Below are 13,258 nucleotides of genomic sequence, written 5' to 3' on the forward strand. Positions count from 1 at the left end.
TCCTTGTACTAATTAATAAGCATAATAATACAACTTTTATACACTAAATTTCTTAATTTGTCAAGCAAATTTAATCAAAAAAATAAATCATTATTTGACATTATCTGTTATTAATGTAGAATCTAATGAAAAAATGTAATTATGTAAATTAAAAAAGAGGTTTATGCTATGGCTGACAAGAAATCGCAAACTAAAACTATAAAACCGCCTATACTATTTTCTAAAACTCAGGAAATTATAAATAAAATTACAAAACAGCTTGATGCTCCATTACTTTCATATTGGAACTCAAATGGAGGAAGCGTATGCCAAAATGATGTTATTGTACTCTCTGATATACTTAAACATATAGGTAAATGCGATAAAATATACTTCTTTATAAAAAGCTCAGGAGGAAGCGGACAGGCATCTTTAAGAATAGTACATTTACTTAGGCAGTCTTGTAAAAAAGTTATAGCATTACTTCCTTTAGAAGCTGCAAGTGCCGCTACTATGCTTTGTTTAGGTGCCGATGAAATACAAATGGGACCTTTAGCTTTTATAACAGCAGTAGATACATCTCTTCAGCATGAATTATCTCCTGTTAATAAGGATAATAGCCTTGTGTATGTTAGTCAAGACGAGTTAGCTAGGGTTATAAAGTTATGGAAAGAACAATCAAATAATAATGATAATAATCCTTATGAGCATATATACAAATATATACATCCATTGGTTTTAGGTGCAGTAGACAGAGCTTCAAGCCTCTCTATAAAACTATGCAAAGATATTTTATCATATCATATGAAAGATCAAAAATTAATAGATGAAATATCAAATTCTCTAAATTCAGCATACCCTTCACATAATTACCCTATTACCATAAGAGAAGCCAAAAAATTAGGACTTAATGTAAAAGAAATGGATGATAAATTAAATGAATCATTAATGTCATTAAATGAATATTATTCAGAAATGGGACAAAAATCCTGCACAGATTATGATGAAATTAATTATCATGACAATGAAATATTAAATATACATGAGGGAAGCGGCATACAAATATATTATCAAGAAGATAAAGATTGGCATTACAGAGTTGAAGAAAGAAGATGGATTCCTATGAATGACAATAGCTCTTGGATAAAAAATACTTTGATTAACGGAAAGCAAAATAGAAGTAAATTTCATATTAGATAATACTATCTGATGCTTTGAGTATAATCATTATCATTTTTCTTTTTAATTTTATTTCTATACCATTTCTTTATTGGTTTGAATAGTATGTCTGTTATCCAGCCATTATCAGTTGGAAATACTCTTCTTCTTGATATAAATAATATACATTTTCCTACCCATAAAACCTTACTGCTGGCATCGCATACATCATTTGAATATTTGGCATCATCTCCGTCTCCGATTCTAACTGTCCAACCGCCTATTTTTTTAGCTATTTCTGTTTTGGTTGCTATGCCTGTTGTATGAGTTCTATTTGGTACATTCCATATACTGACAAAACCTTTTTTATTTTTCATCATATTAAACCATTTACAAATCCAAGGAACAAATTGAACAGGAAAACGCTTCATCATAAATCTAGGACAATGTCTTATAAAACCAACATAACTTTTAGAATAATTTTCAGGAAGTACATCATAAAATGCCTCTAATACAGCATAAGTTTTGCATAATGTTGTATCTACCTTACCATCTACTATAGGTCTTACCATTTTTTCTACAAAATTATCAGATATTGCTATATCAGCATCGCAAAATATTATAACTTTTCCAAGAGCTTCTTTTAATCCTGTATTTCTCATATATTGTACGTCAGATTTTCTATCATTATGAACTATTCGCACATTTTGATAAGACTTTGCTATATCCAATGTTTTATCTGTTGATGAATCATCTATTATAAGTATATCTATTTTTAAATCAGTCTTTTGTGCTTTAATAGAATCAAGCAATATAGGCAAATATTTTTCTTCGTTATATGTAGTTATAGAGAGAGTTACATCATAATCCATTAATAATTCCTTCAAACTTATTTATAACTTCCTGAGGCTTTATCACTTCTCTGCATTCAAATGTCTGCAATTTACATTTTTTACCTCCGCATATACAAGCAGGGTTATCAACATTTTTTTCTATTGCATGACTATTAATACCAATTGGATAATTTCTTCCTGCCGGAGTAGCAAAATATAATGCTAAAGTAGGTATTCCAACTATAGAAGCCACATGCATAGCCCCTGAATCATTGCCTATAAAACCATCGCATAAACTAAGTATTGCTGCTATCATATCCAAAGACATATAAGGTATTATTGGATCTTTTAAAAGCATTGCTGATATTTTATCGGATATCTCTTTTTCATTAGGTGTAGTAATAAATAAAGTTAAAGCATCATATTTATTTGATAAATAATTAGCAACTTCTGCAAAATATTCCTCTTTCCAAATTTTACCAATACTGTTAGTTGCCCCTATTCCATAAGCAAATATCTTTTTATTTTCAGGATTAACAGTTTTTAAATACTCTTTTGCTTTATTCAATATATCTTCTTTTATTTTTAATTTAAAAGTAGGTCTTTTTTCATCTATACCAATAGCTTTAAGCAAATTAACATAATAATCAGAAGTATGTATCCATCTTACTTCTTTTCTATCAACAGCTTCTGTAAGCATAAAATTTCTATAATCAGCTTTATACCCTATACGCATTTTTATACCATGCCCAAATACTCTGAAAGCACTTTCAAATGAATTAGGAAAAATTAAAACTGCATCAAAATTATATTTTCTTAATCTTGGGAAATTTCTTAATTCTATGCACTCATCAACTAAATCGCCAGCAGCAAAAATTCCAGCCATAGATTTTTTTGTCATTACTGTAATCTTTATATCTTTATATTTTTCTTTGATTAAATAAATTGCCGGCATAGACATAATTATGTCTCCAAGCCAATTAGGTGAATGTATAAGTAAATTGTTAATATTTTTCATAAAATAATTCTATTATAAAAATATAATTAAAAATCATCTAAATCTATGAAATCATCCATAAACTTCTCATATCCAGATATTATACTTTTATAAACACTTCCTTCTATAATTAAATTACTAGACTTTCTAATATTTTGAAAATACTCATAAAGCATAGAAAAATCATTTTTAAAAATATTTTTCCAGGCATCTTTAGCAGATTCAATAACTTCAATATTATTAGAATTTATTATCATATATTTCAGCTTATTAGTGTTATGATGCTGCGTCGAAATTACAATATCTATATGTTTATCATTGACAAAAGACAATTGATCCTGACAATATATAGAATTTATAGGACTTTCATCTGTAGGTATTAATTTTTCATTTTCATCTATATAGTTATTAGAATAATAATTAATACCTTTAAATACTAAAGTAACATAAAAAGGCTCTAACTTTACATCCATAGATTTTATATCTATTAAAGTATTAGCCAAATTAGTTAAAATTATATCGTTTAATTTCATGGATATATCATTTTCTGTTATTTTCATATCTTCTATTATAGAACTATGCATTTGATTAAGACCTATATAATCAATACTTTTTCCAAGACGTATAGCATTAGAAAACAGGAAATTTTTATAAACATTATCAGATACATGGCATCTTTCAAATGTTTCATCATCCAAAATTATAGCGTCTTTATCTGAGCGTCCTTGATATTGACTATAGAATATAGTTTCATATACGCTAGGTGATAACATAGAAGCTATCTCATATAATCTGACATTACTATAATCCATAAATAAACTATATAATATTTCCTATATTTTATTTTTTATATCATAATCCATTATAAATAAATCATATTTAGTAAATATTTTAGAATTATTATGATAAAATTTGTTATTAATACAAGTAAATTTTATCGGAATATTTTTCTCTTTAGATAATTTATCTGCAATAATTTCACCTTTTTCTATATCATCAAGAGAAGTATCGTCCATTAAATGAGTATTATTTATTATGCCAGTAACTTTTAATCCAAGAACTGACTCTATATCAATTAAATATCCTAATGCCAATTCAAAAGTAGAATTTTCTTTTCTATTAGCATTAAAAACAAAAAAAACATCTGTTTCATTAACATCTGCATTATTACGGAAAGAAGCAAATGATAAACTTCCGGCAGAATTTCCTCCCATATCAATTATTCCTATAACATCTTTCTTATCAAATATAGAATAAACTTCAGCAGATACTGCCGGTATATCAGCACCTGATTGAGGAAGATAACTGCCTATAACTTTTATGTTTTTTTCTTCTAAATATGAGGAATGCTCTCTGGATCTGAAATAAGGGTTTACAACATCTAAATCTGCAATATAAATATTTTTGGATGTATAATTTCTAATGTACATACTATAGTTAATAGAGAAAGTTGTTTTCCCGACTCCATAATGACCGCACACTATTGTAACCCTATTATATTTATTCATAACCAATTTCCTAAAAGCCTTTCATATCTAAAATATAATATATTTCATAATTTTTTCAATTTTTTTTAATTAAATAAATATATCTAAATTACATAAATTTGCAAGTATATGCTCTATAAAAGCTATAAAATAAATTTACTATTTTGAAATAAAATATAACCGATACTATATAACAAGATTGTATTTATAAGGTTTTAAAAATAAAATAAAAAATTTGGGATAAAAAATGAAAAGATATATATTTATTTTGATATTTTTATTTGGATGCAATTTATTTTCTCAATATGCCACAAATGATCTTTATATTCCTCCAAATAATAATAATACACAAACAGAAGAAAATAATCAAAATAATAATGAATATATAACTAATGACGCTATAATGGGCAGACAACCTGCTGTAATAGATACTCCTATCACAGGATTTAAAAATATTACTTTAGGCGCAACAAGACAAGACACAATAAATGCTATATTAAGCGATAACACAATGACTTTGCCTAAACAATATATGACAGGTACTGTTGATTTGAATGCTGAAGAAAGTGCAACATTTCTTGCTCTAGAAGAAAATAAATTTTATAAAAGCGGATATTTTATATTTAAAAATGATGCTTTATATTCTATAACTATAAACTTTCAGCCTAATCAAGTTGATTTTCTTGAATTATTATCTGCATTAAATGCAAAATATACTAAAGGAGCATTTTTGAATGCAAATACTGTAGCTTGGCAGAATGGAGATATAAGAATAATATTAGAAAGACCTAGCGTTGTGAAATATATAGATATGAACAATGTTACAACAACTTCTGATACAAGAATAAAAGAAAAAGAAGCTATGCCTCCTCAAAATACAAGAAAATCTATATTAGAAGGACTTTAATAAATGTTTAAATATATATTATTAATATCGTTTGCTGTATTAATATCATGCAGCAATAGCAATAATAGTAATAATAAAGAAAATATTAAAAGAGTGGAAATAATCCTCACTGATGAAGATTTCAGAGAAAATATTGAAGTTAAAGAATATGATGAAGATAAATTAAAAAATCTAGCTTTATCATCTTTAAAAGAATTTTATTCTTTACCTTATACTCAGGACAGTGTAAGAATAGCTTATGAAAAATTTTATTCAACAAATTATAAAGAAGTATTAAGAAAAAGCAGAAATATAAAAAATGCTGATGAATATGTACAAAGTGATCCTTCATTAGATTTTGAATTTGAAACTAAAATAGAAAAAGTTTATGATATAAAATTAGAAGGACAAAAGGCTTATATAGATGCCGATTCATCTGTATATGACAGAGTGGAAGATACAACTTCAAAAGCTAGACAAACATTTGTAATGTCTTATGAAAATAATAAGTGGGTTATCTTATAATTTAATAAATTATATTGATTAAATCATAATAATTAATCATAAAAATAATCATTAATCATACTTTTATTTTTACCGAGAATATTAACATAATATTATCATTTAGGAGTTTACCTTGAAAGAGCCAATCTTAGCAGGATTAGATGTCGGAAGTGCATCAATAAAAACTGTCATTGCCCGTGTTAATAATGACAAATTAGATGTTATAGGTATAGGCGAAAGTGAAAGTGAAGGCATCAAAAAAGGAGTTATCATCAATATAGATGCCGCTGCTAATGCTATAGAAAAATCTATCAATGAAGCAGAACATATGGCCGGATTACAAGCTCCTGATATAATTGCCACAATAGGCGGAGATCATATAAAAGGATTAAACAGCAAAGGTGTAATAGGTGTTAATACAAAAGATAAAGAAGTTACTCCTGCTGAAATAGAAAGAGTTTTAGAAAGTGCAAAAAATATATTGATACCTGCCGACAGAGAAATTATTGAAGCTATAGAACAAGAATATTCTTTGGACGGACAAGATGAAATAAAAAATCCTGTTGGTATGTCAGGAACTAGACTTGAAACTAAAGTACATATCATAACAGGGCTTAAACATGTAAGCGAACATTTAAGAAAAACTTTAAATAAAATGCGTTTTTCAGGAAAAGATTTTATAGTTAATATAAGAGGAAGTTCTGAAGCTTGTCTTACTGAAGATGAAAAAGAACTTGGTGTAGTAGTATTTGATATAGGACATTCAACTACTTCTCTTATGGTATATTTGGAAGGATCAGTTTGGCATACTGCTGTTATACCTGTAGGAAGCCAACATATAACTAATGATATAGCAGAAGGACTTAGAATTACAATACCTTCTGCAGAAAAATTAAAAAGAGATCATGGTTTTGCATTCATAGATATGGTAGGAGAAAAAGAAATTATTGAAGTGCCTACTGCAAGCGGACAAATGCGTACAATACCAAAAAGAGTATTAACTGAAATAATACAGCCTAGAGTAGAAGAAATATTCAGTTTATGCGGAAAAGAATTAAGCAAAATGAAATATATTGATTCGCTTTCTGCAGGAATGGTATTTACAGGAGGAGGTGCATTGCTTCCTGGCTTGGTAGAGCTTGCCAAAGCTTATCAGACTGCTGTTAAAGGTGCTGCTCCTATTACTGCAAGAATAGGTGTGCCTGATAAAATAGAAGGCATAAGAGATATAGCAAATAACCCTGCATATTCTGCAGTTATTGGAATACTTATGATGAGTTTAGATGAGGCTACTCAAGTTAATATACCTCATAAAAAAACATCTGAAAAAGGAAGATTTAAATTCAACTTCAAAAATCCTTTCTCTGAGTTTTTTAAATAATACAATATTGATTTTTATATCTTTATATGTAATAATTAGTCATTATACGAGGCTTTAAAATATGAATCAAGAACCGGATAATGATGATATACTTGCTATAACAATGCAGCTTATATTGGCAAGAGTAATTATGATTAGCAATCTTGTAGCTTCTATAAGCTTAATTGTAATTAATGAAGGTATAAAAAGATATTATTTCATTGCAACATTAATTTTTGCTTTATTTTTAGTAATATATTTTCTTAAGTCTATAAAAATAAAAATGTCTTTAATATATAGTATTATTCTAGCTGTAATAATATTTGCAGCTAATTATTTTTTATAAAAAATATTATTATTTTAAATAAATATTATAAGGATTATTTTATATGGGTTGTTTAGGTGTATTCTTTGCTTTAAGCGATAGAGATTTAAATAAATTATTAAAAACTTCAAGGTTTGAAAGACCTGATTTTATTTCTGAAGATTTAGAAGAAATTTATTTTGAAAAGCATACAAAATATATTTATGAGCTTGATAAATCTTGGGACGCTATGCATAGATGTCTTTCTAATGATGGGCTTTTAGTATTTGGCGATGATAATTATCCTTTTGGCTCTATCATAATGGGCGGAGATGTTTTATATGGAAACGGAGATGATGAGGAAGATTATATTATAACATTAAAAAAAGCAAATGTAGTTAAAGATATTGCCTCAAAAATAGAAACTATAACAAAAGAAAAGTTCAAAGAAAAATATTTTAAAATTGATGAAAAAGATTATGAATATCCTTTAAGCGATGAAGATTTTAAATATACTTGGGATTATTTTTATAGAAGTATAGAATTTTGGAAAAATGCTTCGGATTCAAACAGAGCCGTTATATTCACAGTAGATCAATAATAAATAAAGAATGATTAAACATTTCATTTTTATAATATTCATTTATTGTTTAAATGCCTATTCTATAATGTCTGATGATATTTATAAACTAAACGATTTAAAATATAATGGTTATGATATATACAGAGAAAAATCTCATATAAGCGGATTTCATAAAGATGAATACAATTATAATTTATTCTTAGAAGATGATAATTTCGATACTAATAAATTATTCGTTCAAACATTCGACAGAGATGCAAATATAGAATTAAAAATTAATGATTCAAAACAAAATCAAAAATATAATATAAAAATTTTAGAAATAAATATAATTAAGTTAGGAAAAATATTAAACACATATAATATAAATATATACCCTACCCTATTTAATTTAGAAATTACAGACGGATACAATAACTATAAATCTATAAAAGAAAATAAAACATTCATAATAAAAATACCAAAACAAATTATTGATAATATAAATGAAAGAAATATTAATTCATTTTTAAAAATGGATTTTTATTTAAATGGCAGTAAAAAAATAAAAAATTTTAAAGAAATAAATAACAATACAAAAACTTTTGATATAGAACTTTTCAGCAGATATCCATACTATTTTAATGTTTATAATATCAAAGTAATTTCTGAATAATATTATATTGCTAATATATACTGAAAATTTTTAAGTTTGTAAATTTTTTTTATTCAACTTTTTACCGCCGCACACCTGCCGAAGGCACGCACAGCGAGGTAGACTTCGTCGGTACGCTTCGCGAAAGTGCAAGTGTAAAATTAGTACTAAATAATACTAACTTTGTTTTATATATAATATAAATTATTAACTTTTGTATATTAATAAGTAATCAGCCGCACGTATAGTTGACTATCCATAATAATTTGCAGTACCGTGCGGAAAGCCCATATGGCTAATATTTGACAAAATGTAATTGTTTAGGTATATACTCATCTATATTATCTATTGTCAGGATCGAATCTCTGTAAAAGCCTTATAAGAAAATAAGCTGCCAAAAACATTATAGGACATAAAGCCCATTCTATGCCTTTTGGAAGTCCAGGAAAAACCTGTATAATAGAGCCTAATACAAAACCTGATATTATCAAATAAGATGATTTTACATAATGCTCCATCCAATATTCCAAAATTTTCGTAGTAAGCACAACTCCTAAAATAGAGCCTATAGCCAAAGGTGCTAAATATGGAATATATAAATCATGTACGGCATCAATAGTTTCCTGATAAATACCTAAAAGCAAAAACATGTATGACACACTTATACCAGGAAGTATCATAGCAATTGCCACAATCAATCCTGCCACTATAAGTATAAAATACATAAACATTTCACTTCTATCCCCTGTGCTGCTGAAAAATCCTTCTGGTATTATGGATATTAAATATACTATTCCTGCTCCCAAAAGAATATATATAATGCTTAAAAAATCGAATTTATAAGATTTGGTTTTATTATAAACTGTATTGAATCCGCCAAGTGCAGCCCCCATAAAAAAGAATGAAGAAACAGTATAATATTTTTCTATCAAATTTGATAACGGCTTTGAAATTATCACCATACCCAAAACAGAGCCTACACAGAAAAATATCAAAAATAAAAAATTAAGTTTGTTTTTTATAAAATAATTTTCATTTTTTGAAAATGTTAAAACACCGCTTAAAGAAGCAATTAATTTATCATATATGCCGAGTATCATAGCCATAGTGCCGCCGCTGAATCCCGGTACAAGCATTGAAGCTCCTATGATAAAACCTTTTATTATAGTGTAAATATAATTGCCTAAAATTTTCATAATTTTCAATAAACCTCTTAATAAGAAACTCAAAAAATCATCAATTATTAGAAAAATGATGATATATTATATAAGAATTTTAAGCAAGTATTTTTTACAATTATTTTACTATTTTTTTACAAAGCTATTTATGATAATTATTTTTAAATAGTTTTTATAAAAAATCCATTTTATAATTTATTATCTTTTAATAATGTATATAAATTAATCATATTATTTTTAGCATTTTCAATTTCTTTTTCTAAATTATCTAAGTTTAATGTATAATCAATATACCATTTGCTATCAATATATTCTTCAGGTTTTGATAAACAACCATCTTTATCAATATTTTTTAAACATGCTAATATATTATCTTCTATATTTCTTAATAGTTCTATTTTATTTTTATCATTAAACCTAATTCCATAGTATAATATAAAATTACTACCATCACTTCCAATTTCAAAAACTACTCTAAAAAATTTAGTTTCCAATGATACAGCTTCAATATATAGTTCATCAGATTTATATATTTCCTTTTTTACTTTTTCTTTATTATATTCTATTTTATTATTTTTTTTATTTCACTATCATTTATTAATTTTAATATATAGTACTCTATATTATTTTCAAAATAATTATAAAATATATCTGCAACTGCTTCAATTGCAGATTTTAGAAGTTTGGTATAATTAATTACTTCAGGATATTCTTTAAATTTATTTGGATATTTATTATTGAAATACTTTTTTATTTCCTCTTTCATAATATCTCCTTCCAATGAATTAGTAATTATTTGTTCTGTTTCTATTATTTGAATAATAGCTGAATATAGAGAATCATTATTTTTTACTTCTTCTTTTTCTTTAATACTTTCAAGCCAATCTATTATTGTTTTATGTGAAAGTAATATTAACTTTTCTTTATTATAAAAATTATTCTTAGGTTCATCACCATTACGAGTTAAATATATAAGATAAGTATTAGTTCTATTGGGTATGGCATTATAATATTTCTGAAGCTGATTTTCACTATCTCTAGTATTTATTTTATTTTCTATAATGATATTATAGTTATCTGATGTTAATAATATATCTATTTTACCCTTTTCTTCTTTATTAATAACAACTTCTTTTTCTATATTAATAGTTATATATTCATTATAAAAATCTATTTCTTTAAAACTATCAATATTACAATTATTTTTTATATATTCCAATAAACTATTTATAAACTTATAATCTTTTTCAAATATGCAGTCTAAAAAACTACCTAATAGTTTAGTATTTGATGTTTCTTTATGTGCACCTACAATAGAATCCACTATATTAAATCTTGTAGGTAATTTTGCTATTTCTTCTTCAATATATGATTTTAAATTAAATATATCAGTTAAAATATTTTTAGCTTCAGTTTTATTCATATTTATCAATATCCATTATTTTTATTAACTTTATTTGCTTTTTCTAATAAATCTGTAGGATTATCAAAAGGAGGTATTGCAAAACTAAATATCGTCTTATTGTTTTTATTAGATATTGCTAAATCTCCAAATTTAATAATATCCATTCCAATAAGCATATCACATCCGCCAATATCACAAACACCAGCCCTAACATTTTTTATATTAACTTTATTTGATAATGATATATCTATTAATACTATATCAACTGTATGAATTCCGCTATTAACACCTCTAACCTTACAACTATCAATAGGCTTTAAATTTAGTTCTTGATATACTTTATGAGTAATAGCTGTATTAGTTGCTCCTGTATCCCATATAGCATCATATTCTTTTTCTACTCCGAATTTATTTTTGATTAATACTTTTGTTTTTAATTCTACAGGTATATGATTATATTCTACTCTAAATGCAAAATGGTATTGCTCATTTTTATTAAAAATTGACACGGGAATAGAATCTCCAATTAGTATCTTCATCATTACTAGATACTATTTTTACAGCAAAAGTACCTAGCTCCATAGTTTTTATTGATTCATTAATAGCTTCTTCATCGCTATTATATATGCCTTTTAATTCATTACCTTTTATTACTATATGTTTGCCTAGATACTTTTCTCTAAATTCCTTTATATGTTCTTCATAAAATTTATTTTCTACTTCAAACATATTTCCCCCATATAATAAGTGATTGATTACTCCTCCCCTATACTCATAGGCATAATGATATAATAATAATCTTCTCTTTCTATTTCTTTTACCATAGTAGGGCTAGAGTCTTTATTAACCATGAAAGTAACTATTTCAGAATCTATTTGTTTTATAACATCTTGAATATAAGTATAATTATAAGCAACTGAATGTTCTTCGCCTGAATATTTTATATCTATCTCTTCTAAAGATTCTCCCATCTCTTGGTTTATACCTTTTACTTTTAGAGATTCCTCAGAAACTGTTAATATCATTCTCTTTGAACGAACATCATTAATCATAGGAACGATACGTCTTATAGCATCAAGCAAATCATTTTTATTTACTCTAAAGCTGTATGCAAACTCTTTTGGTATAACCTGTCTAAAATTAGGATATTTTCCTTCTATAAGGCTTGATACGAAATCATATTTACCAACTTGGAAATAAACCTGCTGTCCGTCTACACCCATTTTTACCTGCTCAACTTCATCATAATTTGCAGTTACAAGTATTTCATTTAAAACTTTAGGCTCTATTATTATAGAGAAAGAACCATTTTCTACACCTTCAAATTCTCTTTCAATTACAGCCATTCTTCTTCCGTCAGTAGCAACAGCAAGAAATTTAGAATCAGTTTTCTCAAAGCATATACCTCTTAAAGCAGGCTTGAAAGGCTCTTTAGCTATTGATGATATAGTCTTATTAATCATAGTAACTAATTCTTTTGTAGGAAGCATAATATAACTAATATCTCCGTCGCTTTCAGGATAAGCAGGGAAATCATCTGTTTTCATACCTATGATTAAGTGTTTAGTTTTTCCGTTTTCAGATTCTATGTTTATTTTTTCATTTTCTTCAACATTTATAGTAATAAGTCCGTCAGGCATCTCTTTTAATATAGAACTTATTTTTTTAGCATATACAGCCACTGCTCCTTCGCCTTCACAGTCATCAAGTATTATTCTGCTTCTAGCCCAAACAGAGCCGTCAGTAGCAGTTAATGTAAGCATATTTCCTGAAAGATGAAAAAGTACATTGCTTTCTATATTATAAATTACTTTACCTTCAACAACATTTTCAGTAACTCCGATGGATTTTACTATATCTTTTTTTAAACATCTAAATCTCATTGCTTCCTCTTTTTTATTATTTTTTATTTATTTATATTTTACTAATTTCTAAAAACTATAATATTGA

General features: G+C 26.3%; 17 protein-coding genes. 7 read left to right on the top strand and 10 right to left on the bottom strand.

The features are described from left to right. Positions 1 to 168: 168 nt before the first annotated feature. The gene (locus BHYOB78_RS10550; protein ID WP_020064505.1) at positions 169 to 1,179 is read left to right on the top strand and encodes an SDH family Clp fold serine proteinase; all 1,011 of its coding nucleotides are present in this window, start codon (positions 169 to 171) and stop codon (positions 1,177 to 1,179) included. Positions 1,180 to 1,181: 2 nt separating this feature from the next. Here BHYOB78_RS10550 and BHYOB78_RS10555 read toward each other — a convergent pair whose 3' ends face one another. From BHYOB78_RS10555 to BHYOB78_RS10570, 4 genes are read right to left on the bottom strand one after another with little or no spacing between them, the layout of a single operon-like run. Continuing rightward, the gene (locus BHYOB78_RS10555; protein WP_239649056.1) at positions 1,182 to 2,024 is read right to left on the bottom strand and encodes a glycosyltransferase family 2 protein; all 843 of its coding nucleotides are present in this window, start codon (positions 2,022 to 2,024) and stop codon (positions 1,182 to 1,184) included. Next, the gene (locus BHYOB78_RS10560; RefSeq protein ID WP_012670772.1) at positions 1,999 to 2,988 is read right to left on the bottom strand and encodes a glycosyltransferase family 9 protein; all 990 of its coding nucleotides are present in this window, start codon (positions 2,986 to 2,988) and stop codon (positions 1,999 to 2,001) included. Before BHYOB78_RS10560 ends, BHYOB78_RS10555 begins: the two co-directional genes overlap by 26 nt. 26 nt (positions 2,989 to 3,014) lie before the next feature. Further along, entirely contained in the window at positions 3,015 to 3,779 is a 765-nt protein-coding gene (locus BHYOB78_RS10565; protein ID WP_012670773.1) for a hypothetical protein, read from the bottom strand. Positions 3,780 to 3,800: 21 nt separating this feature from the next. Next, positions 3,801 to 4,475, bottom strand: a complete 675-nt coding sequence (locus tag BHYOB78_RS10570; protein WP_020064506.1) for a hypothetical protein — start codon at positions 4,473 to 4,475, stop codon at positions 3,801 to 3,803. Positions 4,476 to 4,701: 226 nt separating this feature from the next. Between BHYOB78_RS10570 and BHYOB78_RS10575 the strand changes: the two genes are divergently transcribed. The 6 genes from BHYOB78_RS10575 to BHYOB78_RS10600 all read left to right on the top strand — a co-directional run bounded on the left by BHYOB78_RS10575 (position 4,702) and on the right by BHYOB78_RS10600 (position 8,746). Continuing rightward, on the top strand, positions 4,702 to 5,361 hold the full coding sequence (locus tag BHYOB78_RS10575; protein WP_012670775.1) for a hypothetical protein: 660 nt from the start codon (positions 4,702 to 4,704) through the stop codon (positions 5,359 to 5,361). A gap of 3 nt (positions 5,362 to 5,364) precedes the next feature. Continuing rightward, positions 5,365 to 5,865: a hypothetical protein gene (locus BHYOB78_RS10580; RefSeq protein ID WP_012670776.1), complete on the top strand. Its 501-nt coding sequence runs from the start codon at positions 5,365 to 5,367 to the stop codon at positions 5,863 to 5,865. Between the two features lie 112 nt (positions 5,866 to 5,977). Further along, on the top strand, positions 5,978 to 7,225 hold the full coding sequence (gene ftsA / locus BHYOB78_RS10585) for a cell division protein FtsA (RefSeq protein ID WP_012670777.1): 1,248 nt from the start codon (positions 5,978 to 5,980) through the stop codon (positions 7,223 to 7,225). A gap of 61 nt (positions 7,226 to 7,286) precedes the next feature. Next, complete coding sequence (locus BHYOB78_RS10590; protein WP_012670778.1) at positions 7,287 to 7,550, top strand: hypothetical protein; 264 nt, start codon at positions 7,287 to 7,289, stop codon at positions 7,548 to 7,550. A gap of 43 nt (positions 7,551 to 7,593) precedes the next feature. After that, on the top strand, positions 7,594 to 8,109 hold the full coding sequence (locus BHYOB78_RS10595) for a YfbM family protein (protein WP_012670779.1): 516 nt from the start codon (positions 7,594 to 7,596) through the stop codon (positions 8,107 to 8,109). Between the two features lie 10 nt (positions 8,110 to 8,119). Further along, complete coding sequence (locus BHYOB78_RS10600) at positions 8,120 to 8,746, top strand: hypothetical protein (protein ID WP_020064507.1); 627 nt, start codon at positions 8,120 to 8,122, stop codon at positions 8,744 to 8,746. A gap of 320 nt (positions 8,747 to 9,066) precedes the next feature. Here the strand turns inward: BHYOB78_RS10600 and BHYOB78_RS10605 are convergent, their stop codons facing one another. The 6 genes from BHYOB78_RS10605 to dnaN all read right to left on the bottom strand — a co-directional run bounded on the left by BHYOB78_RS10605 (position 9,067) and on the right by dnaN (position 13,191). Next, positions 9,067 to 9,921, bottom strand: a complete 855-nt coding sequence (locus BHYOB78_RS10605; RefSeq protein ID WP_012670781.1) for a DUF368 domain-containing protein — start codon at positions 9,919 to 9,921, stop codon at positions 9,067 to 9,069. Positions 9,922 to 10,091: 170 nt separating this feature from the next. Beyond that, entirely contained in the window at positions 10,092 to 10,397 is a 306-nt protein-coding gene (locus BHYOB78_RS10610; RefSeq protein ID WP_020064508.1) for a hypothetical protein, read from the bottom strand. A gap of 68 nt (positions 10,398 to 10,465) precedes the next feature. Continuing rightward, complete coding sequence (locus tag BHYOB78_RS10615) at positions 10,466 to 11,326, bottom strand: PD-(D/E)XK nuclease family protein (RefSeq protein WP_020064509.1); 861 nt, start codon at positions 11,324 to 11,326, stop codon at positions 10,466 to 10,468. 5 nt (positions 11,327 to 11,331) lie between these two features. After that, positions 11,332 to 11,850, bottom strand: coding sequence for a retropepsin-like aspartic protease (locus tag BHYOB78_RS10620; RefSeq protein ID WP_080638461.1), 519 nt, complete (start codon positions 11,848 to 11,850; stop codon positions 11,332 to 11,334). Next, the gene (locus BHYOB78_RS10625; RefSeq protein WP_020064511.1) at positions 11,804 to 12,037 is read right to left on the bottom strand and encodes a hypothetical protein; all 234 of its coding nucleotides are present in this window, start codon (positions 12,035 to 12,037) and stop codon (positions 11,804 to 11,806) included. The genes BHYOB78_RS10620 and BHYOB78_RS10625 overlap by 47 nt, the downstream gene beginning before the upstream one ends. A gap of 26 nt (positions 12,038 to 12,063) precedes the next feature. Then, positions 12,064 to 13,191: a DNA polymerase III subunit beta gene (gene dnaN, locus BHYOB78_RS10630; RefSeq protein ID WP_012670783.1), complete on the bottom strand. Its 1,128-nt coding sequence runs from the start codon at positions 13,189 to 13,191 to the stop codon at positions 12,064 to 12,066. Between the last annotated feature and the right edge of the window lie 67 nt (positions 13,192 to 13,258).

It is taken from the genome of Brachyspira hyodysenteriae ATCC 27164 (genome assembly GCF_001676785.2).
GTDB lineage: Bacteria > Spirochaetota > Brachyspiria > Brachyspirales > Brachyspiraceae > Brachyspira > Brachyspira hyodysenteriae.